We start from the raw sequence: 25807 nt of genomic DNA on the forward strand, positions 1-25807 counted from the left end.
GAATGCTGCCGACTTTAAATTCTTCCTGGAAAACACAGCCACTTAACCAATTATGTTTGGTTGTTATGGGCCAAGCACCTAAAGGGGACACTTATAATGAAAATACCCTTGGGACTCCTTTGATTGCAGGGGCTGCTGATTTGGGACTCATTCATCCATCCCCCAAAAAATGGACGACTTCTCCAACAAAAACAGGCAAGGCTGGGGATATCATTCTGTGCGTGCGCGCTACAATTGGAGATTTGAACTGGGCAGACTCGAAGTATTGTTATGGTCGTGGCGTATGCGGCCTTCGTATAATTGAAGGACATGATCCAGAATTTTTATGGTTTTGGTTGATGGCGTGCAAGGATCATTTATTGAGCTTAGGCCGAGGTGCGACATTTAAACAAATTTCAAAAACTGACATTGCGAATTTGCCAGTCCCAGCGTTAGCCGTCGACGAACAGCGCCGCATCGTCGCCCGCATCAAGGAGTGCATGGAGCGGGTGGAGGAGATTGAGGGACTACGGGCGGAGGCCATGCGGGAGCGTGGCTATCTCCTGGAGTCCCTGATTGAGGCAGAATATCAGGAGGCTGATGGAGAAAAGGTTACGCTCGCTGATGTTTGCGCAATCACGTCCAGCCTAGTTGATCCAAGAGCGCCTCAATATATCGACTTATTACATATCGGAGGCGGAAACATCGAAGCGAAAACAAGTAAGCTTGTTAATTTGAAAACAGCCCGAGCGGAGAAACTCAAATCAAGCAAGTTTACCTTTAATGATTCAATGGTGCTGTACAATAAAATTCGTCCTTACCTGATGAAGGTCGCTCGTCCTGGTTTCTCAGGTCTTTGCAGTGCCGATATGTATCCGTTATTCCCTGCTCCTCAAAAATTGACCAGAGATTATCTATTCTATTTACTTCTTTCTCGACATTTTACGGATTACGTAATTGCTGGCTCTAATCGTGCTGGTATGCCAAAAGTTAACCGCAAACACCTTTTTGCCTATAAATTCACTTTACCTTCGACCCAGAAACAGCAGCAGATCACCGAATCTCTAGACGATGCTGTTGCTGCAGTTGAAGAGTTGCAAACAGACATGGCAGCAAGCACCTCGGAGGTAAATGCTTTACGCCAATCCATTCTCCATAAAGCCTTTGCCGGAGAACTGTAAAAGCCATGACAACGCCTGATCAAAAAGAAATAAATGACCGGCTAAAAAATTTTTTAAAAGCGGATATGAAGCTGGCTATCGCCACCTTGCTTTATCTGCGCTGGGCTGACTTTCAGGAGGCAGAACTGGAAGCCATGGCCGCCTTTGAAGGCACGGAGTATGAGCCTGTTTTACCGGCATCCCTCCACTGGCGCACCTGGCATCAACTGTCTCCGGAAGATCTCTCCAATGTTTTAACCAGGCAGTTGCCTGTCGCCCTGGACCAGCTCAAAAATTTTCGGCACAATCCAATGGCCACGCATTTGCACCGTCTCGCGGCGCCAACCAGAAAATTGGGAGATCTCCCCCCCAAAATATTGGCTAATACTGTAAGCCGTTTGGCTGAAAAGCCCTTTGAGACCCCGGCAGATCACCGCCGGGCGTTAAAAGACATTGATGGCCGTTTTGGTGAAGCCAAAGATGGCTATCATACGACACCACTTTATCTTACCAAGTTTATGGTCGAATTAGCCGCGCCTTCAAAAGGGGAGAGCATCTATGACCCCTGCTTCGGGACAGCTGATTTACTGATCACGACCATTGATCATGTTTCCGGGCAGCAGGAAAATACCGGGTATAACATGGAAAGTGTAAATATATCAGGGGTCGAAAAGAATATTTCCGCATATATCGTGGGGATGACGCGTTTGGTGCTGGCCGGCGCCAGTGACCCAAAGATTGAGCTGGGCAACAGCTTGGAACGCACAGCCCCTGCCAACCCACAGCAGGATGGATTTGATGTGGTTTTGGCCACCCCGCCCTGGGGGGCGATTCACAAGATACTTAAAGAAGAAATTGAGCTGAATGGAAAGTATTATCCTGTAAGGACAAGAGGGCGTGCAGGGCTCTTCATCCAGCATGCACTTGCCAACCTGCGGCCCGACGGCCGGGCAATTATTGCCGTCCCCCAGAGCCTGCTTTTCGGAGACACGGAAATAAATCTTCGCGCGTGGCTTATCGAAAATCATACTGTCGAAGCTGTCATCTCCCTCCCGCCGAATGTCTTTGGGGCCTTGATCAGCATACCATCAGGTATCCTGGTATTGCGGCGTGGGGGCAGCACAAAACAGATCCGCATGGTCAATGCTGAACCGTTTTTCGAGCAAGGTCGAGGTAAACAGCCCACGACTATTTCAGACAGTCAGATACACTCGCTGGTTGCCATGATACGCAACCCGGAACAGTCCCAGTACTGCTGGGACGTTGAGGTGGAGTCTCTCGCTGAATTAGGATTTGACCTCACACCCCGTCGCCGTGATCGAAGCAGTCTTCTCGGTGTGCTTGATGAACTGAACAAGCTGCGTTCCATACCCATAGAACCTCTCAAGGAATGTTGTGAGATATTACATGGCTGCTCTATCCGATCTCATGACTTGAAAGACACGTCTCCAGTAAGCCAAGAACTGGCGGCATTATCACTGGGTGCCATTAAAGAAGAGAGTATGGGGGAAAAGCAGCCAGGCAGCCTATCGTTAACCATTGAACCTGTTCCATATATTCGCATCAAAGACATTGAGAAAGGCCAGGTAACCAAAGGGACCTCCTGGATTTCAGAAAAAGCGATAGAGTTGGTTAAGGCATCCTGGAAACTACGAGCCGGTGATGTGTTAATCTCCAAGTCGGGCACCATAGGAAAGGTTGGCATAGTTTGCAACGGCGCCGTGGGAGCTGTTGCTGCAAGCGGTCTGTATGTACTGCGGCCGAAGGATGGCCGGATTGATCCTCATTTTTTGGTTGCCTATCTTGACAGCAACGAATGCCGGGCTTGGTTGAAAGACCGCGCCTCCGGTGGCGTTATTAACCATCTGAATAAACGGGCCATAGAAAACCTTCCCGTACCGATTCCTCCGCTGCAGATTCAGCATCGCGTGGCTGATGAGTTTCGGGAACATAAGGTAGACGCTCTTAATTATCTTATGGTAATTCTCTCTGGGAAAGGGCACGACTCAATTGCCGAATGGATCGAAAAGACGATTAAAAAACTACCCTCTGATATGGAAAATAAAAGATTTCCGTTAGACCTTTCACTACTTGACCAACTTGCAAAAGAGGCGCAGGCCTTTGCTGATGAGAGGAACAGCGATGATAATAACAACGACCTGTTACCCTGGCTTCTTGCTTTTAGCCATTCTCTTAGGCCGCTTCAGGGGATTAATAGTCTGCCTCAAGGTCCTGGGATGCTCATTGCACTTAAAGAGTCAAAGCAGCGGATTGTAGGCATCACTAATATTAAGGGGGACAAACCAGCAAAAACCTTACGGAAAGTTATAGGTGCTGCTGTTGGGATAGGTGCAGCTGCTGGGACCACTTTTGCTGCAGGACCTTTAGGAGGGATCTTAGCCACCCCGTTTTTGCTCAAGGGGCTAACAGCAAAAACTAAAAAAAATATTAGTGAACTACCTGATATTGTATCAAAGTTGATTGATCTGGGTATGTCCACCCTTTTGGATGATATTAAGCTGGTCTTTACTGGCGAAGTTTCTTTTACCCAGCCAGGTGAGCTCCAGGAAATCGACCTGACCGTACAAAACCAAAGCCCATTGCCTTTGCGTGAAGTGGCTATATATGTTGACACAGCGAATGAAGGCAAACGGGTTGAATACTTGGCCGAAAACACAACAGAAACCTTAACTTTCAAGTTAACAACACCCCCAGCACCAGGAACATATATGAGAATGGTGCAGTGGTCTGCCGTAACCCTTGATGGCCTGCAATTAAATGGTGAACAAGAGATAGCATTTGAGTTTTCAGCCGACGGTGATCCGGATGAAGCTTCCCCAACAGAACTTGGTGGCAGCCCTTATGTGTGTGGGGACCCCATTGGTCCCGAGAGCAACGAAGTCTTTTTTGGTCGAGAGAAACTGCTTGAGCAAATCCGTCGTCAAGTTGTTAAAAGCGGCAATGTTGTTCTACTGGAAGGGAACCGCAGGGCCGGAAAGTCATCTGTGCTTTGTCACCTGGAAGGTAATGGGCCTGTGCCGGGCTGGCTGGGCGTCTATTGCAGTCTGCAAGGCGCCGAAGGCAGCAAAGAGGGTGTCGGGGTCCCCACTGCCTCTGTTTTCCGTACGATTGCCATAAACATTGCCAAAGGACTGGCTACACTTGATGTCGAAGTGCCTTTGCCTGATGGCAGCCTTCTGCCAATGGGGGAGAAAAGAGGTATTGCAAAGGCCTGCCGCAAAGGGATCGGTGAAGAATCTCCTTTTGAGGATTTTTGTGAATATGCCGAGGTAGCACTTGATCTTGCCGCACAAAACAAACTGGGTATTCTGCTGATGCTGGATGAGTTTGACAAACTTCAGGAAGGCATTGATAACGGTATTACGTCTCCGCAGGTCCCGGAAAATATCCGTTATATGGTTCAGACTTATTCTGGATTCTCGGCCATTCTGACCGGCTCACGGCGACTGAAAAAATTGCGAGAAGAATACTGGTCGGCGCTCTATGGGCTGGGCACGCTTTTTAACGTATCCTCTCTTTCCCATGGAGCCGCGTCCAGGCTGGTGACAGAACCGGTTAAGGGCCGGTTGACCTATACCAGGGAGTCGGTTGAAAAGGCGATTTTTCTCACCAATGGTCAGCCATTTCTATTGCAATGCCTTTGTAATCGGGTATTTGATATGGTAGCACAACTTAAAATCCGGGCCATTAGATTAGATATCGTAGAGCAGGCAGCCGACCGACTGGCCGAAAATAACGAGCATTTCGCCAGTCTCTGGGATTACGCCCAATCAGACCGTCGTCGATTTATTCTTGGGTTGATCAATAAGCAGATGAAAGAGTCTGGCCTTATTACTTTGGCGCTACTTATTGAGCTGTTGGCTAATGATGGAATTAACGTGACTGATGATGAGCTCATTGAAGACATCGAATTCCTGAGAGAATTGGAACTGATTGACCTTACTGGTGGCGCTGACAGTGGCGAATATACTTTATCAATTCCTCTTATGGGTAGATGGATTGACCGGCAGCATGATTTTGCAATGTTAAGAAACAAAGCGCAAAGAGAAACAGAGGACCATGCGCAAGGTGAAACGGAGGACAATGATGACTGATGTTAAATTCCCGATTTTAGGTATAGGTATCCCCCCTATGGTTGGCCGGGCAGATCTCATGCAGTGGTTATGGAATAACCTTACCAAGAAGTCGCCAAGCAATCTATCGATTGTGGGGCCGCGTTATGTCGGCAAAACAGTTTTAATGAATAATCTTGCCGAAAGAATGCGTCAGCCGGATTCGCCATATAATGCGGTTGTTTTTTGGGATCTGGGGCATCAAACCCCGGACTCAGACCATGCCTTTTTAAAATCCTTTTGTCATAAGTTGGGACAAGAGCTGGCGGTGATTGGGAATGAATATGCAGAACACATTTTAGCACTTCAAGAAGAGGAGGGGATATATGAGGAATTGAAAGAAATTATCGATGCTATGCATAGCGATAAAATCAAAACGTTGATGGTTTGGGATGGTTTTGATCAACCGCTCAATAAAGACAACCTCACAAGAAATCATTGGGATAATTTACGGGAACTTTTTTCTAAGACGACGAGCCTGCGTTTGGTTACGGCCACCCGTCAGCCTATGAGTGAGTTACTCCGGAGTACAACGACCGCATCAAGTGATTTCTGGAATATTTTTGATCCGACACCATTGCAGGTGGGTATCTTTGATGCTCAGGACATAGTAGCGCTTATGAGTAAGGTCCCGGACCTTACGTTTACAAGCGGAGCTATGAGCGAACTGCAAAACTGGACGGCCGGTTATCCCATACTGTATTTATTTTTAATTAATCAAATTGTAAAAACAAGGGCTACTGGAGACATTGACAACCAGATAGTGAACCAGGTGGCAGAGGCCATCTCAGGCTCTGTTAATAGCTATATCAGCTTTCTGTGGAAGGACTGTCCGGCCTCAGCAAAAGAGGCTTATCGATATCTGATAGAGCACAAAAAGGTCGACGCTGCCGATATTAACAGCGTTGACCGTAAGTGTCTCGAGGAAAAGGGCTTTATCAAGGTCACTGGAAACAAGATAGAAAGTGGGTGTCGCTTTGCTGAACAATATGTAAAACAGAACGGGGATAACATCGGGAACATGGCGCGCTTGTTTCGTTTTTGGAAAGACTATCAAGAAAACATCCGCAGTGTACTTGAATTCCGCCTTGACCACTTGGTCTCGCTCAACGCCGACCTCCGAAGGCTTATCCAGAAAAGCATCGAAGATATTCCAGAACATCCGAGGGTCTGTCTTACCAATATTCGAGGGGTTGTCGATCGTGCTTTGGATCTGATTTGGGACGCTGAGTTTGGGACAGGCAGGGCTGTGCCCGAAGCATGGTTTACAGAGTGGAAATATAACGGCGAGAAAGGTCCACAAGATTATTGGGACAAAAAGTTTCCTTTCGCCAAACGTGGCCATCAAATTCACCTTTTAAAACTTATAACCGGAACAGACAAGAGCGACTCCAAGGCAAAACATATTTCCAGCAACACTTGGGCTCTCGCCAATTCAGCGCATGGATTCGGTGATTTTGGTCAACATCTCCCCCCAGGTGATATTCCTGTCGGAGTGGCAATCGCTGCTGTAAATACGTGCCTTGAACTGGCAGCGTGCCTGGAAAGTGAGCTGGGAGGGATTAACCCTGTCAATGCATAAATGCGTCACGACAATGGTGCGTTTTGTTACTGGAGGAATACATGGCAAACGAGAATGAGAAAAAAAGCAACGCTTTAGATAAACTTATCGGTTGGGCGATAGAAGCCGGGCAACAGGATATTGACCAGTACGTTGAGAAATTAAGATCCCAAAATCCCGGCATCTCCCGTGAGGCTTTAGCCAAAAAAATCGTTCGCCGGAAATCGGTAAAAAGCGGGCTGGTCGGTGCCGGCACAGGGCTGGGAGGGATTCTGTCTCTTCCTGTGGCTATCCCGTTTGATTTGGCGGCTTCATGGAAAATTCAAATTTGCATGGCCCTTGCTGTGGCCCGTGTTTATGGCCACAATACAAAGACGGTTGATGTGAAAACCGACATCTACCTTATACTGGCTGGCGATGCCGTTAAAGAAGTTTTTAAAAAAATCGGAGTGGAAGCCGCAAAAGATGTAACAAAAAAGGCGGTGGAAAAATATATTACAAAGGATGTCATGAAAAAAATATGGAAAGTGGTTTCTCGCAAAATCATTACAAAAGCCGGCGAAAAATCGACCACAAGTTTTACGAAGATGGTTCCACTCGTTGGCGCCCCGGTTGGCTATGCGTTCGATTGGTTTGCCACAAAAGCCGTAGGAAAAACCGCAATCCATTACTATAGCGGCGAGGGGTAAAGCAAGGCGCGATTTTTGTGATCTTCTGTGACAGACAGTTGCTTGCTATAAAAACAATTTTCTATTAACGACATAAAAGGAGAGGCGACGAAATGGCTACATATCAAGCACTTTTTAAAAGATACAAGGAGCAGAAAGGCTCAGAAGTGTTTTCTCATTTTGGATGGAATGCCGCAGATGGGGAAAACTGGGAAACTCCTTTTGAAAAACTCGCACACATGGCAAAAAAAGAGGATTGGAATTTTAGGAGCCCTCAATTCAGAAAAGACGGGCAGAAATACCCTATTCTAATGAACTACCTTAACTACACATTTCTACGGATACAAGAATTAGGGTTGATTGCCTACTCTGATGATGGATCAAAGTCTTGTTTCAATACCGGCCTTCAAACAAAAAATGAAAAAGATATTTATGCTACTTTCTTTTTTAACCAAAATGCCGAAGAGTTGGGGAAACCTCAGTGGACGTTTTATAGTTTCGCCGATTCATACTCAGAGAAATTAAAACCGTTCAACCCTCTTCCTGAAGTTGCAACTTATATATCATACGCTAGAGATCTCGTATTTGAAACAGGTTACGAAATAGAAGTAAACACAGATCATATCGTCGACCACAATAAAGACAGACTGCCTGCTAATCTGAGAGAGGAAAGGACACTCTCTATCGCCGCGATTGAAGGTTCAACCCGTTTTCTAAAAGAAAAAATACGACGGAATTATAAAGTCGCCATACCTCATTGGTATTCTGGGAGAATACAACTTCTTTTGCCGCTAAATCTCACAAGCGACTATGAAGCGGATTTGGCCTTAGTCGCTGATCGTGACGATGACAGGAAAATATACAGAATCAGGACTGCACTTTCTATGGATATGGCTTATGTCAACGCCCGATTACTGTGCAGGCCAGACAGGGATTGGCTTAATCCATAATGACACGTTCTGAAAAACTGATCATGTTTCTGGCCACCGGGTTCGGGGCCGGATCTATTCCCTTTGCGCCGGGCACGTTCGGCAGTGTGGTGGGGGTGGGGTGCACCTTTCTGGTGTCCGGCCTTGGCCTGGCGTGGGCCATCGGAGTGCTGGTGGTGGTTATCGGCGTGTCGGTGTGGGTCTCTGACCGGGCCGAAAAGATTCTGGGAAAGACCGATCCGGGGTGCATTGTCATTGACGAGATCGCGGGCATGATGGTGGCCATGCTGGGCCTGCCGTTTACGTTCTGGCATGCGGTGGCCGGGTTTGCGGCGTTCCGGGTGTTTGATATTATCAAGCCGTTTCCCATTCGAAAGGTGGAGACACTGTTTCCCGGCGGGGCCGGCATTGTGGCCGATGACCTGCTTGCCGGGGTGGCGGCCAATCTTGCGGTGCGGGTTCTGTTTTTGTTTTTCGCGGCATGATATGGAGAGCAAGCCTTCGAAAATACGATGTTTCATGGCCTTTGACCTGCCGGCGGAGGTGATTGATGATCTGGCCGGCATTCAGAAAACAGTTGCGGCCGGCGGCGTGAAGATCGGCTGGGTGGCGCCTCAAAATATTCATCTTACAGTCAAATTTCTTGGCGAGATATCGCCGGAGGCGGTTCAAAAAGCCCTGGCAGCTGCCGAACAGGCAGTTAAGGGCATTTCCCCCATGCAGATTCGAGCTCAGGGCATCGGGGTGTTTCCGGATATGAACCGGCCCAGGGTGTTGTGGGCAGGGCTTTCCGGGGACCTGCGATCTCTTGTTGACTTTCACGGCATCCTGGATGAAAATCTGTTTTCTGCCGGTTTTGGTAAGGAAAAGCGCCGGTTTACGGCCCATGTGACGCTGGGTCGTATCAAGCGTGCCGTGGATGTGCGGCAACTGGCCGCTGCCATGGCGCCCTGTCTTGATTTTCAATCAAAGCCCTTTTGCATCGACAGGCTGATGGTGTATAAAAGCGATTTGACCGCAGCCGGGCCTGTTTACAGCCGGCTGGCGGCGTTTGCGTTGGGCGGGTAATTGAAATCGGTATCGGTATCGGGATCGGGATCGACGCGGCCGGGTGTTTCGATCCCGATCCCGATAGCGATACCGACTCCGATGGTAAGAGGTTAAGTTGAAGTAGAAATCATTGCCGTACCAACCATATTAAAGGAACAGACAGGAGGGTGAGATGAGTAACGCAGAAAAGACCAAGGCGGTTGAAAGCGCGATTACCCAGATCGAGCGGCAGTTCGGCAAGGGCGCCATCATGAAGCTGGGCACCGGAACCGTGATCAATGTTCCGTCCATATCCACCGGCTCCATTGCCCTGGATGTGGCCCTGGGCGTGGGCGGGCTTCCCAGGGGCCGGGTGACCGAGATATACGGGCAGGAGTCGTCGGGCAAGACCACCATTGCCCTTCATACCGTTGCCGAGGCCCAGAAAAAGGGTGGCATTGCCGCCTTTATCGACGCCGAGCACGCTCTGGACACGGCCTATGCCAAAAAGCTGGGGGTCAACACCGATGAACTGCTGGTCTCCCAGCCCGACACCGGCGAGCAGGCCCTGGAGATCGCGGACATGCTGGTGAGAAGCGGCGCCATCGACATCCTGGTAATCGACTCGGTGGCGGCCCTGGTGCCCAAGGCCGAGATCGAGGGCGAGATGGGCGACTCCCACATGGGACTGCAGGCCCGGCTTATGTCCCAGGCCCTGCGAAAGCTCACCGGCGTGATCGGCAAAACCAATACATCCATTATTTTTATCAACCAGATCCGTGAAAAGATCGGCGTGTTTTTCGGCAACCCCGAGACCACGCCCGGCGGCAACGCCCTGAAGTTTTACGCGTCTGTGCGGCTGGACATTCGCCGCAGCGCGGCCATCAAGGACGGCCAGGAGGTGGTGGGCAACCGGGTGCGGGTCAAGGTGGTCAAGAACAAGATCGCGCCCCCCTTCAAGACCGTGGAGTTTGACATGATGTATGGCGAAGGCATATCGAAAACCGGTGAACTGCTGGACATCGGCGTGGAAAACAACATTATTGAAAAGAGCGGCTCGTGGTACTCATATAACGGCGAGCGCATCGGCCAGGGCCGGGAGAATGTGAAGCAGTTTTTTGCCGACAAGCCCGAGGTGTTTAACGAACTCTATGCCAAAGTGCGCGAGAGCGTTGGCCTTGCCGGCGGGCAGCCCGCCGCGGTGGAGAAACCGGACAAGGCCGACAAGGCCGATAAGGCGGCAAAGGCCACTGAAGCGGATAAAGCATAGCCTATTCGGGCCATGGCGTTTGGCGGTTGAACCGTGTTGGAAGGAAAAGAGAACGAATGACGGGAAACGAGGCACGAAAAACGTTTCTGGACTATTTTGAAAACCAGGGCCACCGGGTGGTGCGCAGCTCCTCCCTGGTGCCCCAGGCCGATCCCACCCTGCTGTTTGTCAATGCCGGCATGGTGCAGTTCAAACGGGTGTTCATGGGCGAGGAGAAGCGGGACTACACCACCGCCACCACCTCCCAGAAATGCGTCCGGGCCGGGGGCAAGCACAACGACCTGGAAAATGTGGGATACACGGCCCGGCACCACACCTTTTTCGAGATGCTGGGTAATTTTTCGTTCGGCGACTACTTCAAGGAGCGGGCCATTGAGCTGGCCTGGGACCTGCTGCTCAACGGCTACAAACTGCCTGAAGACAAATTGTCGGTTTCCGTGTTTCACGAGGATGATGAGGCCTTTTCCATCTGGAAAGACAGAATCGGTCTGGCCGAGAGCCGGATCGCCCGGCTGGGGGAGAAGGACAACTTCTGGTCCATGGGCGACACCGGTCCCTGCGGACCGTGCAGTGAAATCTATATGGACCGGGGAGAGAAATACGGCTGCGGCCGGCCCGACTGCGCGCCCGGATGCGACTGCGACCGGTTCATGGAGATCTGGAACATGGTGTTCATGCAGTACAACCGCCAGGCCTCGGGCGAGCTGACGCCGCTGCCCCATCCGAGCATTGACACGGGCATGGGCCTGGAGCGGATCTGCGCGGTGATCCAGGACCGGGACACCAACTACGAGACTGACCTGTTTATTCCCATCATTCGTGGCATTGAGGCGGCTTCCGGCAAAACCTACGGCCAGGCTCCGGACATGGATGTGTGCATGAAGGTGATCGCGGACCACAGCCGGGCCGCGGCCTTTCTGATCGGCGACGGGGTCCTGCCCTCCAACGAGGGCAAGGGCTATGTGCTGCGCCGCATTCTGCGGCGGGCCATTCGCTACGGCCGCCAGCTCGGCCTGACCCGGCCATTTCTTTCCCGGACCGCCGGCACGGTGTTTGAAGTCATGGCCGAGCCTTACCCGGAACTCAAAGAGAACGCTTCTTTTATCACCAACGTGCTTGAAAACGAGGAGGTCCGGTTTTCTGAGACCCTGGACAACGGCCTGCGCCTGCTCTCCGAGACCCTGGACGGCATGGCGGCAAAGGGAGAGTCCGTCATTCCCGGCGGCGTGATCTTCAAGCTGTACGATACCTACGGGTTTCCGGTGGATATTGTGCGGGACGTGGTGCGGGAGAAAATGATCGGCCTGGACATGGAGGGGTTTGACGCGGCCATGGCTGAGCAGAAGGCCAAATCCCGGTCAGTAGTCGACTTTTCAAAGCAGCCAGAGGCCTACCGCAACCTTTCCGCAAAAGGGATGAAAACCGGTTTCGTGGGCTATGCCGGCCTGGCCGCCCAAGCCACGGTGCTGGCCCTGGTCAATGGCGGCAGTGAGTTGGAGACCGCAACCGCCGGCCAGGAGATTGAAATCGTGACCGATACCACGCCTTTTTACGGGGCGTCCGGTGGCCAGATGGGCGACGTGGGTGTCATCACCGCCGACGGCCTGGAAATAACAGTGACCGATACCATCAAGGACCCTACCGGCCTTGTCATTCACAAGGGGCAAGTGGCTTCCGGAACGGTGAAAAAGGGCCAGACCATTAGCCTGGCCGTGGATGAGGACCGGCGCCGGGCCACGGCCGCCAACCACACGGCCACCCACCTGCTGCACGCGGCCCTGGGCGGGATTGTGGGCGACCATGTGAAACAGGCCGGCTCCATGGTGTCGCCGGACCGGATGCGGTTTGACTTTACCCATTTTTCCATGCTGGACCGGGCCACCCTGGACCGTATCGAGGTGTTTGTCAACGACCGGATTCGGGAAAACCGGGCCGTGACCATCTCCGAGATGAGCATGGACCAGGCCATGGAACAGGGGGCTACGGCCCTGTTTGAGGAAAAATACGGAGACACGGTGCGTGTAGTCGCGGTTGATGGGGTGAGCAAGGAATTGTGCGGCGGCACCCATGCCCAACGGACCGGAGACATCGGCCTGTTCAAAATTCTTTCCGAAGCCAGCGTGGCTTCCGGGGTGCGCCGTATCGAAGCCGTGACCGGGGCCGGGGCTGTGGCCTTTGTTCAGGAACAGATGGGCATCCTTGCCGAAGCGGCCGGCATGCTTAAAGAGTCGCCGGCAGCTCTTGCGGCCCGCATTCAGAAGCTGCTGGCCGAGTCCAGGACCATGGCAAAAGAGATTGCCGGATTAAAGACTTCCCTTGCCACCGCCTCCATGGAGGGGCCGAAAAGCGACGACGCCAAAACCCTTAACGGGGTAAAGGTGATCGCCCGCACGGTGACGGCGGACAACCCGGCGGCCCTGCGGGATCTGGCCGACCGGCTCAAGGACAAGCTGGGCTCCGGCGTGGTGGTGCTGGGGGCAGCTGCCGACGGCAAGGCGTTTCTGATCGTGTCGGTGTCCAGGGATTTGACCGGCCGGTTCAAGGCCGGCGATATTGTGCGCGAGGCAGCGGCTGTTGTGGGCGGCAAGGGCGGTGGCCGGCCCGATATGGCCCAGGCCGGGGGCCCCCAGCCGGAGCACCTGGAGGCCGCCATTCAGAAGGCCTGCGACATGATTGGAAAAGGTTGACGGTCACCGCCATCGACAAATGTAGGGGCGGTCTTCAGACCGCCACCCACCCGGGATGTCATTTCCTTTGAAACCGGAAACCGGTGTGGTAGCATGGATACCTTATGAAAAAGATTATCAGTGTCGTCAATCAGCGGCAGGGCGCGGGCAAAACCGCCACGGCGGTAAACCTTGCGGTCTGCCTGGGCCTGATGGAAAAATCCACCCTGCTGGTGGATTTTGATCCCCAGGGGGATGCCAGCGCCTGTCTGGGCGTAACCCCTGAGCAGACCTCCGGCAACGGCATCTACCAGGCCCTGGCCGGCCGGCGCACCCTTGCCGACCTGGAAAGGGACACAGATTTTGAATTTTTAAAGCTGGTGCCCGCCGGCATCGACCTGTTTGCCGCCGAAGCCGAGGCCTCGGCCATGGCGGGAAAAGAGACCTTTTTGCGGGACCTTCTGGCCGGCGCGGACAATGCGGATTATGTGGTTGTCGATACCCCGTCGTCCATGGGATTTCTCACTGTCAGCGCCCTGGCCGCGGCCCATGTCGTGGTGGTGCCGGTGCAGTGTCATCGGGAGGCCCTGCTGCACCTGGGATACCTGCTTAAGGTGGTGGCCAAAGTCCGAAGCGGCCTCAATATGGGCCTCAGGATCGGGGCTGTGGTGTTTACCCGGTGCGACACCATGGAAGACGCATATGCCCGGGTGGACGCCGACGCTTTAAAAAACATGAGCAGCAGCGTGTTTGTAACCACGGTTGCAAAGTTCGACGGGTTGCAGGGACCGGTTGCAGCCGCAGACATCATGGCAAAGGCGTTTGAGGACTATTTTGACCTGGCGGCCCGTTTGATTCAGGAATAAGCCTGTTGCCGCGCGGCAGTTGCTTTTAGGAGGTGATGTAAATGAAAATTACCGACGCCAAAGCGATTCAGACCGGCGAAAAAGATCTGATGGACGCCATTCTTCGGGACCTGGACTGGGCCATGATCGAGGAGACGCTCAAGACCAAGTACAGCCTGAACCTGGGGGCCGACCGCATGGCGTTCCGGCAGGGGGATCTTGTGGTGCACCAGAACCAGGTGGCCTATAAACTTGATTTTGATGTACAGGTGACCCTGTCGGTGATGGTGGACCGAAAGGGTGAATGTTTTGACGTGGTGACAACAGCGGCCGAGGAAAAATCTCCCACCACGGAGGCCTCTTCCCCGGCGGCCGCGGAACCGCCCGCCGCCGGTCCGGAACATACGGAAGATGCAGCGGCAATCGACCCGGCCCCGGACAGCCCACCGGCCCCGGCTCCGGCCGAAGCGTCCCCTTTCATAACCTCCAATATGGATACCTCCCGGATGGCCTCTGAGATCGCGGACCTGATCGCCGACATCAACCGGTCGTGACGCGGTATATCCCCGTCATTGCGAGGAGCGGAGCGTATTCCGTCATTGCGAGGAGCAACGCGACAAAGCAATCTCCTTCGCATATGGACAAGATTGCTTCGCTGCGCTCGCAATGACATTATTTGTGGTCGCTCAATGACACCGGAAAGTAAACACGCCGTTCTGTTTTATTGAATATGCTATCGGGATCGATAGTTGTTTTTGTTTCGATCCCGATCCCGATAGCGATTCCGACAATAGGGAAACATCGGTTGTAAAAGATGGAAACAGTGCTCTCAGACCGCCGGCTTTTGCCGGTGTGGGAAAAGGTGAAAAACAGCGTACGGCTGGATGCCGAAGACGGCATGCGGCTTTACGAGAGCAACGACCTTGCCGGCATCGGCGGCATCGCCGATTATGTGCGCAAAAAACGCCACGGCAACAAGGCCTTCTACGTTCATAACCGCCACATCAACTACACCAACATCTGCGTCAACCGCTGCCTGTTCTGCGCCTATTCAAAGGACAAGGGCGATACCGGCACCTATGTGCTTTCTCCGGACCAGGTGGGCAGTGACGCAAAAAAACCGGAAAATGCCGGGGTCCGGGAGTTTCACATTGTGGGCGGAATCAACCCGGACCTGCCCTTTGATTATTACCTGGACCTGATCCGGGCTCTCAAAAAGGCCCGGCCCGATGCCACGGTCAAGGCCTTTACCGCCGTTGAGATCGACTTTATCGCCCGCATGGCCGGCCTCTCCCTGGAGGACACCATCGCCGGGCTGAAGGCGGCCGGCCTTGCCATGCTGCCCGGTGGCGGGGCCGAGGTGCTGTGCGACCGGGTGAGGCAGAAGCTTTTTGCCAAAAAAATTTCAGCGGCCCGTTGGCTGGAGGTGATGGAGACGGTGCACCGGGCCGGGCTGGTCACCAACGCAACGCTGCTGTACGGCCATATTGAGACCCTCGAAGAGCGGGTGGACCATCTGCTGACCCTGCGCCGGCTTCAGGACACCACCGGCGGGTTTTCCGCCTTTATTCCCCTGGCCTTTCACTCGGCCAACACAAAGCTTTCAGCACTTCCGCCTACCACCGCCTACGATGATTTAAAGACCATTGCCGTTGCCCGGCTGCTTCTGGACAACATCGATCATATCAAGGCCTACTGGGTGATGATCGGAGAAAAGCTGGCCCAGGTGGCGCTCTCCTTCGGCGCCGATGACCTGGACGGCACCATCATCGAGGAGCGGATCACCCACACGGCAGGGGCCACATCGGCAAAGGGACTGACGGTTTCCCAGCTGCGGCACATGGTTGAATCGGCCGGGTTCGAGGCTGTTGAGCGGGACTCGTTTTACCGGCCGGTGCCGGAAGAAGGGGGCGCCTGACATGGACCGGCTGAAACCCGCAATCGAAAAAGCCATGGAAGGAGCCCGGCTGGACATCGAAGAGGCCCTGGCCCTTTATACGAAAGCCGACCTGCTTGTCCTGGGCCAGCTGGCGGTTCGGCAGCGGTGGCGGCTGCGGCCCGAGCCGGTGGCCACCTTTGTGGTGGACAGAAACATCAACTACACCAATATCTGCGTGTCCGGCTGCCTGTTCTGCGCCTTTCACGCGGCTCCGGGCAGCGCGGCCGGGTATGTGCTGTCCGAGGCGGAACTGAAAAAAAAGCTGGATGAGACCGTTATACTGGGCGGCACCCAGGTGCTGCTTCAGGGCGGCATGAACCCGGACCTGGACCTGGCCTATTACAAAGATCTGCTGAAGTTCATCAAGTCCGTATCCGGCCTCCATATTCACGGGTTTTCCCCGCCGGAGATCGCCTTTTTCTCAAAGCAGTGGGGGCTCTCCGTGGAGGCGGTGCTGGGGGAGCTTGTAGCCGCCGGCCTGGATTCGATTCCCGGCGGCGGGGCCGAAATTCTGGCCGATGAGATTCGCAACAAAATATCGCCGGGCAAGTGCGATACTGCCACCTGGCTGGGTGTGATGGAGACGGCCCACGCTATTGGCCTTCGGTCCTCGGCTACCATGATGTTCGGCCATGTTGAAACACCGCGCCACCTGATTGACCACCTGCTGGCGATCCGGGATCTTCAGGACCGCACCAGTGGTTTTACCGCCTTTATTCCCTGGAGCTTTCAGCCGCAAAACACCCGGCTGAAAGGAACCCCGGCGTCGGCCGTGGATTACCTGAAGGTGGTGGCCCTCTCCCGGCTGGTGCTGGACAATGTGCCCAACATTCAGGCGTCCTGGGTGACCCAGGGAGACAAGATCTCCCAGGTGGCCCTGGGGTTCGGCGCCAACGACATGGGCAGCACTATGATCGAAGAGAACGTGGTGGCTGCCGCCGGAGTCCGTTTCCGCCTGCCCAGGGAGGCCATCATCCGCCTCATTGAAGGGGCCGGGCTTCGAGCCGCCCAGCGGGACTTCTTTTATCGGATTCTGCAGTACCACTGACATCCGGTCAGTGTGACGGATCGGTTTCTGTTTTCACAGATACGTTTCATTATTTTTCGGTTGATTTTTGCATGCGTTCCAGCAGGCCGGGGTAGTATTGGCTTTTTCTGATGTTTTCCAGGTCGGGGTCGGTCTCCAGCAGGCGTTGCAGACGGAGCCCCCTGTCAATGGCCCTGTTCAGCCATGTGGCCGCATTTTCCAGGTCTCCGCGGATGGAGTGGATGCAGGCAATGTTGTAGCTGATGCTGGCGGCGCTGTCCGGCGCCGCGGCCAGCAGGTTCTTCAGCACGGTCAGGGCTTTGTCATACGCTCCGGCAGCACTGTAGGTCAGCACCAGGCTGTTGGCCGCCTCCGTAAAACCGGGCTGAATGGCAAGTGCCCGGGTAAAATGATCAATGGCTTTCTGCCGTCTGTTCAGAGAAAGCAGGGTCAGGGCCATGTTGTTATGGACTTCAGCAAAATCGGGTTTCAGAGCCAGGGCATGTTTAAAATAGTAAATAGCCTTTTTTGTCTGGTTTTGTTCAGCATAAATGTTCCCCATGCCGTTGTATACATCGGCCAGAAGATTAACGTTATCTGCCGCCGGCGCGTTGGACAGAATATAATTGTAATGGGATACGGCAGCTGCCGTATCACCTGTCTCAGCCGACAGCAGGGCTAGCTGGTAACGGGCCTCGGCGTAATCCGGATCAAGGACAACGGCCCTTGAGAAGGACTCCAGTGCTGTGCTCTTTCGGCCCGCCTTAATCATCAGCAGGCCGAGGTTGTTGTGAAACATGGGGGAGTCGGGAGCCAGGCACAGGGCACGGGAAAGGTGATCTTTCGCAACCTCCAGCTCGTGCCGGCGGGTATAAATAACCCCCAGGTCATTATGAATGCTGGCCAGCAGGTCGGGGCCGGTTGTCTCGTCGTGGACCAGGAAATTATAATGGACCATGGCTTTTTCGGCCTGGCCGCTGTCGTACAGTACCTGGGCCAGGTTGTACCGGGCTTCAGCATAGTCGGGCTTCATGGCAAGGGCTTCTGAAAAGGCGTCAATAGCCTTGTCAAACTGTTCCGCCCGGCGCAGCAGCACTCCCAGGTCGTTGTATCCTTCCGGGAAAAAGGGTTTCAGCTCCAGAGCGGCCCGGAGATGAGTTTCAGCCGCTTCGATCTGGTCACGATGGACCAGTATCATTGCCATGTCGTAATGGACATCCACCAGCAGCTTGGGTGAGATTTCCGGGCTATTCTCCAGCAGGTCCGTGTAATAGCGTATTGCCGCTTCATGGTCGCCCTTATAAAAAAGCGTGCGGGCCAGGTTGAAACGGGTTTCGGGATAATCTAGCCCCATCTTCAGAGTGGCTGCAAAAATGTCATAGGCCTGGCCCAGCTTATCAGGCTGGGACATCAGCACGCACCCCAGGTTGTTTAATGCCAGATAGCAGTCGGGATTTTTTCTTATGGTGTCCTCCCACAGGGCTTGCAGGTTCTTGTATTTGTCCTGCTCCTGCCAGGTGCGAACCCCCAACGCCAAAAGGGTCAGAGTACAGAATCCCATCGCGAGAGTTCGAGCCCGGCGTCTCCCGGTGCTGGTCATGCGGTGCAGTCCTTGAATGACGAGCGTAATCAGAGCAATGGTGGCCAGGTACTGAAAGTGGTCCGCCACAAAGGAAAAAAGCATGGGGAAATAACTGATAAACCCAAGGGCCGGAAACAGTGTCACTGCAAATATGGCCACGCCGGCAACCGGCCCTCTGCCGACGCGGTTTTTTGCGGCAAAGAGAATCGCGAAAAGCAGAATAACGGCAGCAGGAAAAAGGTATTGCCACCCGGCGGTGGAATCAATCTCCCATCGAGGGTAGGTGAACATTATCTCCGACGGCCAGATTAACTTGTATGCGTAAAACCACAGGGCCCTGCCGGCAATCAGCATCCGTTCAAGAAGGTTGAACTCCCAATCCGCACCCTGTGCCCCCACATGGAGCTTTTCCACCAGGCTGGTGTTGATGCCCGCCACGATGCCGGCGATAAAAAAAGGAACTGTCGCGCCGATTGTGCCAAGCGGGGTTTTGCCTCGTTTCCACCAGACCAGGACCAGGAACACCACCGGCATCATGCAGGTGACGCTTTTGCTCAGCAGGGCAAGGATGAAAAGAAAAAAGGAAGCCCCATAGAGGGCATACGCATTCTTCTTCGGAGAAGGGGGCGTTTGTACGGTTTTATCGGTATCGGTCAGATAAAGACGGACCAGAAGCAGAAGAGAGGAAAGCGCAAAAAGGCCGGAAAGCACATTTTTGCGTTCAGATATCCATGCCACGGACTCCACGTTGACCGGGTGCAAAGCAAAAACAGCGGCCGCCAGCCATGCCCAGGGCAGGCCCAGCCGCATCAGGATCAGCCAGACCAGGATGGCGTTGATGCCGTGCAGCATCATGTTGGTAAGGTGAAACACCATCGGCTCCGGTCCAAATATTTGGTATTCGACCCAGAAGCTGGAAAAGACCATGGGGTAGTACTGGGGCGTGGCGCTCCGCGACAGCCATATCCGTTTCAGCCCGTCAAGACTTGTCAGCGTAAGGTTTTGATGGACGTAGGCATCATCATCCCAGATAAAGCCATTGTGCAGGGATGGCTGGTAGACGGCCAGCACCAGGACCACCAGGGCCGTCGCCTGAAGAAGCCTGCGTTTGAACGTGCTGTTCGCCATTTATACTCCCATCAGCGATTGTGCCTGCCCCTCATCGGGCGGTCCGTTTTTCCCGGAGTTGCTCCAGTGCCCGGTTATAATAATCGGTATGCCTGATATTCTCAAGGTCCCTGTCCCGTTCCAGCAGAGGGAGCAGGCCGAACCCCCTGTCAATGGCCTTTTGCAGGTATGTCACAGCGGTTTCCGTCTCGCCCTTGAGAGAGTAGAGGCAGGCAAGGTTGTAGTAAACAGTGGCGCTGCTGTCCGGCCGCAGTTGAAGCAGGGTTTGCAGCATTCCAATGGCATGGTCGTAATCTTCTGTTTCCCGGTAATAGGCGATCAGGTTGTTGGTCGCATCAAAGTAGTCCGGCTTGATCGCAAGGGCCCTCTGAAAACAGGCGACCGCGCTTTGCGTTTTTCCCTTGCCGGCGAGTGTGGTCCCCAGGTTGTTGTGGGCCATCCAGCAGCCTGGGTTGTGGGTAATCGTATGTTCCCATAACGGCTGCAGCCCTCGGTATTTTTCCTGCGCGTTCCAGGTTCGCAGGCCGAGCACAACGATCAGCACCAGAAAGCCGCCGGTTGCGAGGGCTTTTCCCCGGAACTGATACCTCCTGTCTGCAAGACGGTGTGCGCCGGCCACGATCATGGCGATCAGGACAGGAGTGGCAAAATATTGAAAATGGTCGGCCACAAAGGAGAATTGCATGGGGTAGTAGTCGATAGACCCCAGTGCCGGAAACAGGATAACGGTAAACAGGGCCACGCCGGCAACAGGCCCTTTGCTGATACGATTTCTTGCTGAAAAAAGAAAGGTCAGCAGAAGCAGCACGGCCAGGGGAAACAGGTACTGCCACCATGCTGAAGCATTGATCTCCCACCGGGGATAAATAAAAATCAGTTCCGCCGGCCAGACCAGCTTGTATGCGTAAAACCAGAGGGCACGGCCTGCGATCAGCACCCGTTCAACAGCGGTGATGTCCCATTCCGGACCGGATGCGCCCACAAGGGTTTTTTCTATCCATGAGGTGTTGATGCCGGCCGCGAGCCCGGCGGCAAAAAACGGGAGCATTGCATAGATGATGTTTACGGGAACCTTTTTTTGTTTCCACCATGCCAGAATCAGGAAAACCACCGGCAGCATGGCGGTCACGCTCTTGCTCAGCAGGGCAAGGACGAAAAGCAGCAGAGAGATCGCATACAGAGTGTACCGCTTTCGGGTTTGGAGCCTGTCTTTTTCTTCCGTTTCTCTTGCACCGGGCAGATAGAGACGGATCAGGATCAGCAGGGAGGAGAGCGCGAAAAGACCGGAAAGCACGTTTTTCCGTTCCGTGATCCATGCCACGGATTCCACGTTCACCGGATGGAGGGCAAAGATGGCCGCGGCCGGCCAGGCCCATGGCAGGCCCAGGGCCGCCAGTACCAGCCAGACAAGAACGGTATTGGTGCCGTGAAGCATCATGTTGGTGGCGTGAAACACCATCGGTTCAGGTCCGAAGAGCTGGTACTCGGCCCAGAAGCTGGTAAACACCATGGGATAGTACTGGACCGTGACGCCCCGAACGGTCCAGATCCGTTTTAATCCTTCAGGACTTCGCAACGTGGTGTTGTGGGTGACATACAGGTCGTCATCCCAGATAAACCCATTGTGAAGGGACGGCTGATAGGCAACCAGCACCAGTACAAGCAGGATGGACGCCTGGATGGGCCTGGAAATTTTCAGACGGTCCAGCATTGTTCTCCTCGTTAAACCGGATACCTCATCCTTCGGGCGAGTCGCCTTGGCCGCATTCACTGTGTTTTGGGACATTCGCGGATACAGCAGGGGCGAACCTTGTGTTCGGCCGTTGATGGGCAACCACAGGGAGTGCCCTTACAATGTTTTGTCCCGCGCCTTGCACATGCGCCCAAATCAACTCGTGAAATATCCTGGCTATAATAGCCGGGATGACGCCGGTTCTCAAGGCCCTTGTGTCCCGGTCGGAATCTTCCGCGGATCAGCGAAATAAAAAAGGTGTACCGCGCCTGAAAATCCGGATAACATGCCGCTTATGGCTTCCATTATACATAAGGCCGGATGGGTAGTGGTCCATGGACACCGGGTGATCCGTGACGGGTTTGTGCGCGTGGCCGGCGGCGTGATCACCGAAGTGGGGACCGGCGCGGCGGGAAACGGAACCGTTGTCGACCACGGGGAGGGCGCCCTTGTGCCGGCCTTTGTCAATGCCCATACCCACCTGGAGCTTTCCGCCCTGGCCGGACGGCTTTCCACCGGCCAGGGGTTTGAATCGTGGGTGCGGGAGCTCCTGGCCCTGCGCCAGGAACAGACCAGAGACCATCTGCGCCGGGAGGCACGCGTCGCCGCTGATCGCATGATAAAAGCCGGTACACTGGTGGCCGGTGAGGTATCCACCCTCGGCATCACGGCGGATCTGTTTCGGGATGCCGGCCTGGCCGGCGTCTGGTTTTCCGAGGTGCTGGGCCAGCACCTGCCTGAATCCATGGACCTGCCGCCTGCCGACCAATGGCGCGCCTCTTCTTTTGCGGCCCACGCGCCGCACACCACGGCGCCGGAAGTGTTGTGCCGCCTGAAACAGATGTGTGATGAACGGGGCCTGCCGTTTTCCATTCATCTGGCTGAATCGCCCGAGGAGGCTGAGTTTATTCAAACCGGAAAGGGCAGGTGGGCCGATTTTTTAAGCGAGCGGGGCATCGGTTTTTTCAAGTGGCCGGTCCCGTCAAAAAGTCCGGTGGGCTATCTGGCCGATCTGGGCCTGCTGGGACCGAACCTGCTGGCGGTTCACCTGGTTTACGCCGATGCAGCAGATATAGAGATGCTGGCCCGGAACCGGGTCCATGGGTGCCTGTGTCTGCGGAGTAACATGGCCCTGCACGGCCGGATGCCGGATGTAGCCCGAATGGTGGATGCCGGGTTTTACCTGTGCCTGGGCACCGACAGCCTGGCCTGCGTGGATTCCCTGAGCATGGTTGACGAGATGGCCTTTGTGGCATATAAGTGTCCTGCCCTCCGGCCGGAAGACCTGCTGAACATGGCGACAATCAACGGTGCAGCGGCGCTTGGCGTGGCCGACCGGTTCGGCTCGCTGGAACCGGGAAAAAAAGGCGCCCTGGTGTATCTGCCGGTAAAGGCGGAAAACCCAAAGGCCCTGCTTGAGCGGATCGTCTCCGGCGAGGGCGGGCCGGTCTCAACCTGGTGGCCGGAAGAAAGAAAACGGGAGTAAACATGGAATCCACAAGGGTCGGACGCATTCGGTATATCAATGTGGCACCCGTGTACCACGGGTTTGACTCCGGCCAGGTGGCCGCGCCCTTTTCCTTTATTTCACGGGCGCCGGCGACATTAAACTCAATGATTTTAAACAGCGCGCTGGACATCAGTCCGGTTTCTTCGATTGCCTATGCCCGGCATCACAACCATTTGATGGTCCTGCCCGACCTTTCGATTTCGTGTTTTGGGGATGTGATGAGCGTGGTACTGGCCTCCCGTTTCCCCATTGACCAACTGGATGGGAAAACCATTGTCTTCAGCAGCGAGTCCGAGACAGCCGTCGGTTTTCTGCGGCTCTATTTTGCACAGAAAAAGATCGCACCGGTTTTTGTGGCCACCCAGATCAACTCCCCGGAAGACCGGGTGTGTGCCGATGCCGCCGGCGTGCTGACCATCGGCGACCTGGCCCTGACCGGGGAGTGGGAGCGGCGGTTTGATCATGTGTGGGACATCGGCCGGTTGTGGCAGGAGCTGGCGGGCCGGCCCTTTGTTTTCGGCCTGTGGGTGGTCCGACGGGCGTTCGCGGAGGCACGTCCCGAGGTGGTGGCGGAGATACTCAAGCGGTTTCACGCGTCAAAGCAGAAGGGTCTGGCCCAGATTGACCAGGTCATTGTCCGTGCCGCCGGGGTGACGGGCCTGGATGTGGAAACCTGTCGCCGCTACTACCGCCTGCTGCAATACGATCTGGGGCCGGAACAGATCGCCGGGGCCGAGACCTTTTTTGACATGCTTTTTGCCCAGGGCATGCTGGCTGAGGCGGTCCGCCTTTCTTTTTTCAATCCGTCGCCGTGAACCGGTTTTTTACAATCGTGGTCATGTGGCAAAGGCCGGCATGACTGACCGGGGAATAATGCCGGCTGCCGCCGCTTCCTCAAAGAGCCGGCGAATGGCCTGCTCCCCTGTTTCGCCGATATTCCCGGTAAAGTCGTTCACATAAAGTTCAATATGCTGTTGAATCACGTTCTCTGAAAGTTCCTGGGCGTGCTGCCGCACGTAAGGTCCGGGGGCGGCGGGGTGTTGCCGGGCATAGGCAACGCTTTGTCCTATGATTTGCTCAATCACGCGGCACTGTTCTGCCGGAACATCCCGGCGCACACCGATCAGGCCAAGGGGAATGGGCAACCGCGTTTTTTCTTCCCACCATCGGCCCAGGTCCACCAGGCAGTCCAGGCCGTAATTCGAATAGGTGAACCGCCCTTCGTGGATGATCACGCCATAGTCGCACTTCCCGTCCTGAACGGCCGGCATGATCCGGTCAAACCCCATGGGTACCGGTGTAAAATCGTTTTTCAAATAGAGGGAGGCCAGCAGGCAGGCCGTGGTCCACATGCCCGGCACCGCGAGTGTCGCGCCGGCAAGCGGCTTGCGCTGCCCTTCTTTTTTGGTCACGATCAACGGCCCGCACCCCCGGCCCAGGGCCGCTCCGCTTCTTAACATGCCGTAGGACTCCCCCAGGTGGGCCATGGCGGCCACCGAGAGCTTGGACACGTCAAAACGGGCTTTGGCCGCGCTTCGGTTCAAGGCTTCCACATCATTTAACATGATGTCAAAGGTCAGGCCGTGCAGGTCAACCCGGCCGTGGGCCAGGGCATAAAAAAGAAAGGTGTCGTTGGGGCAGGGAGAGTAGGCCAGTGTGACCGTGCCGGTTTTAACATTTGCCATCGCACGCCTCCGGTCTTTTGGTCCATTCCGCAATAAAGGCGCAAACGCTAATGGCCGCGTTGGTGGCGGCCAGGGGAATATCCCAATCGGCCCTGTCCCGGCGGCCCGCGATGTTGCTGGCCCCACGGATTTCAAGAAAGGGGACGCCGTAGTGCAGGCAGACATGGGCGGCGGCCGCTCCTTCCATGGCCTCCATGCAGAGGCCGAACCGGTCAAACAGGGCCTGGGCCCGGAGGTCTGTGGCGGTGATGGTGACCACCGATCCGATGGGACCCATGGCCGCGCCGCAGCCCGTTGCCATGGGAGCGTTGCGGGCGGCCCGGCAGGCCGTGTCGGCAAGGCGAATATCCGCCGGATAGCGGTTGGTGATCTCCCCGGCAGGGGTTTTTAGAACCGGAAACGGCAGCGCATCCACGATATCCGGGGGGGTTGCCGGTTCGACGCCTGACTGCACGTCGATCATTTCCGTTGCCACCACCACATCCCCTTTGTTGATGCCGGCCTGGGCGAACCCGCCGCCGCAGCCGGTCTGAAGGACCAGCGCGGGAAGCGTTTTTTCCATTACAGCGGTAAGGGCCATGGCCGTGTTCACCGGCCCGGGGCCGGGGACGAGCACCCGTACCGGCGTGCCGCCCAGCATGCCGGTTACCCTGTTGCCGGCGGCATTGGCCCCGGAAATCCGGTCAACAAGGGGGGCGGCCTCCACGGGGGTGGCTGTGAGAATGAGAATGCGGGGGTCAGGCATGGGTATGTTTCATCGGTTTATCGGTTTCGCCGGCCGGTTCGCTACCGCCGTGCTTTTCTGTTTTCATATCACGGAAGGCCCGCGCCTGCCATGAAAAAACGCTTGATAGGGCCGGGTATCCCCTGTATAAAAGAGCAACAATCCAATTTTATGAAATTTTTCGATGGAGCTGGAAGTGTTCGGACTTGAAAAAAGGCCCTGCCCTGCTTTTGAAAGGGA

At 54.8% G+C, this 25807-nt stretch carries 19 protein-coding genes; 15 read left to right on the forward strand and 4 right to left on the reverse strand.

Features of this window, described 5'->3' with window-relative positions:
• Positions 1-2 precede the first annotated feature (2 nt).
• From DOLE_RS06460 to mqnC, 13 genes are all read left to right on the forward strand, one after another.
• Positions 3-1160 carry a restriction endonuclease subunit S gene (locus DOLE_RS06460; RefSeq protein ID WP_012174683.1) on the forward strand — a complete coding sequence of 386 codons (1158 nt, stop codon included), beginning with the start codon at positions 3-5 and terminating at the stop codon, positions 1158-1160.
• A 5-nt stretch (positions 1161-1165) separates the two neighbouring features.
• Positions 1166-5254, forward strand: coding sequence for an N-6 DNA methylase (locus tag DOLE_RS17165; RefSeq protein ID WP_012174684.1), 4089 nt, complete (start codon positions 1166-1168; stop codon positions 5252-5254).
• Positions 5247-6854 carry a P-loop domain-containing protein gene (locus DOLE_RS06470; RefSeq protein WP_012174685.1) on the forward strand — a complete coding sequence of 536 codons (1608 nt, stop codon included), beginning with the start codon at positions 5247-5249 and terminating at the stop codon, positions 6852-6854. Before DOLE_RS17165 ends, DOLE_RS06470 begins: the two co-directional genes overlap by 8 nt.
• Positions 6855-6895: 41 nt before the next feature.
• Positions 6896-7522 carry an EcsC family protein gene (locus DOLE_RS06475; RefSeq protein ID WP_153304374.1) on the forward strand — a complete coding sequence of 209 codons (627 nt, stop codon included), beginning with the start codon at positions 6896-6898 and terminating at the stop codon, positions 7520-7522.
• Positions 7523-7614: 92 nt separating this feature from the next.
• Positions 7615-8451, forward strand: coding sequence for a DUF3825 domain-containing protein (locus DOLE_RS06480; protein ID WP_012174687.1), 837 nt, complete (start codon positions 7615-7617; stop codon positions 8449-8451).
• Positions 8451-8915 carry a phosphatidylglycerophosphatase A family protein gene (locus DOLE_RS06485; RefSeq protein WP_012174688.1) on the forward strand — a complete coding sequence of 155 codons (465 nt, stop codon included), beginning with the start codon at positions 8451-8453 and terminating at the stop codon, positions 8913-8915. Before DOLE_RS06480 ends, DOLE_RS06485 begins: the two co-directional genes overlap by 1 nt.
• Positions 8916-8949: 34 nt before the next feature.
• Positions 8950-9498, forward strand: a complete 549-nt coding sequence (gene thpR, locus DOLE_RS06490) for an RNA 2',3'-cyclic phosphodiesterase (protein WP_041280408.1) — start codon at positions 8950-8952, stop codon at positions 9496-9498.
• Between the two features lie 154 nt (positions 9499-9652).
• A complete protein-coding gene (gene recA, locus DOLE_RS06495) occupies positions 9653-10729 on the forward strand; it encodes a recombinase RecA (RefSeq protein WP_012174690.1) in 1077 nt (358 codons plus the stop codon).
• Positions 10730-10785: 56 nt separating this feature from the next.
• Positions 10786-13416 carry an alanine--tRNA ligase gene (gene alaS / locus DOLE_RS06500; protein ID WP_012174691.1) on the forward strand — a complete coding sequence of 877 codons (2631 nt, stop codon included), beginning with the start codon at positions 10786-10788 and terminating at the stop codon, positions 13414-13416.
• Between the two features lie 104 nt (positions 13417-13520).
• Positions 13521-14261, forward strand: coding sequence for a ParA family protein (locus tag DOLE_RS06505; protein ID WP_012174692.1), 741 nt, complete (start codon positions 13521-13523; stop codon positions 14259-14261).
• A 41-nt stretch (positions 14262-14302) separates the two neighbouring features.
• Positions 14303-14794, forward strand: a complete 492-nt coding sequence (locus DOLE_RS17170; RefSeq protein WP_012174693.1) for a hypothetical protein — start codon at positions 14303-14305, stop codon at positions 14792-14794.
• Between the two features lie 260 nt (positions 14795-15054).
• Complete coding sequence (gene mqnE / locus DOLE_RS06515) at positions 15055-16158, forward strand: aminofutalosine synthase MqnE (RefSeq protein ID WP_012174694.1); 1104 nt, start codon at positions 15055-15057, stop codon at positions 16156-16158.
• A 1-nt stretch (position 16159) separates the two neighbouring features.
• Positions 16160-17227 carry a cyclic dehypoxanthinyl futalosine synthase gene (gene mqnC, locus DOLE_RS06520; RefSeq protein ID WP_012174695.1) on the forward strand — a complete coding sequence of 356 codons (1068 nt, stop codon included), beginning with the start codon at positions 16160-16162 and terminating at the stop codon, positions 17225-17227.
• Positions 17228-17276: 49 nt separating this feature from the next.
• Here the strand turns inward: mqnC and DOLE_RS06525 are convergent, their stop codons facing one another.
• Together DOLE_RS06525 and DOLE_RS06530 are read right to left on the reverse strand one after the other, a co-directional pair.
• Positions 17277-19916: a tetratricopeptide repeat protein gene (locus tag DOLE_RS06525; protein ID WP_012174696.1), complete on the reverse strand. Its 2640-nt coding sequence runs from the start codon at positions 19914-19916 to the stop codon at positions 17277-17279.
• 31 nt (positions 19917-19947) lie between these two features.
• Positions 19948-21627 carry a tetratricopeptide repeat protein gene (locus DOLE_RS06530; protein WP_012174697.1) on the reverse strand — a complete coding sequence of 560 codons (1680 nt, stop codon included), beginning with the start codon at positions 21625-21627 and terminating at the stop codon, positions 19948-19950.
• A gap of 316 nt (positions 21628-21943) precedes the next feature.
• On the opposite strand from DOLE_RS06530, the gene DOLE_RS06535 reads away from it, so the two are divergent.
• Positions 21944-23134 (forward strand): amidohydrolase family protein, encoded by a 1191-nt coding sequence (locus DOLE_RS06535; RefSeq protein ID WP_167320854.1) that lies wholly within the window; start codon positions 21944-21946, stop codon positions 23132-23134.
• A gap of 2 nt (positions 23135-23136) precedes the next feature.
• The gene (locus DOLE_RS06540) at positions 23137-23973 is read left to right on the forward strand and encodes a menaquinone biosynthetic enzyme MqnA/MqnD family protein (protein ID WP_012174699.1); all 837 of its coding nucleotides are present in this window, start codon (positions 23137-23139) and stop codon (positions 23971-23973) included.
• A gap of 21 nt (positions 23974-23994) precedes the next feature.
• Here the strand turns inward: DOLE_RS06540 and DOLE_RS06545 are convergent, their stop codons facing one another.
• Positions 23995-24843: a 1,4-dihydroxy-6-naphthoate synthase gene (locus tag DOLE_RS06545; protein WP_012174700.1), complete on the reverse strand. Its 849-nt coding sequence runs from the start codon at positions 24841-24843 to the stop codon at positions 23995-23997.
• Positions 24830-25588, reverse strand: a complete 759-nt coding sequence (mqnB, locus tag DOLE_RS17175; protein ID WP_012174701.1) for a futalosine hydrolase — start codon at positions 25586-25588, stop codon at positions 24830-24832. Before mqnB ends, DOLE_RS06545 begins: the two co-directional genes overlap by 14 nt.
• Positions 25589-25807: the final 219 nt, after the last annotated feature.

This window comes from Desulfosudis oleivorans Hxd3, from assembly GCF_000018405.1.
In the GTDB taxonomy this organism is placed as follows: Bacteria; Desulfobacterota; Desulfobacteria; order Desulfobacterales; family Desulfosudaceae; genus Desulfosudis; species Desulfosudis oleivorans.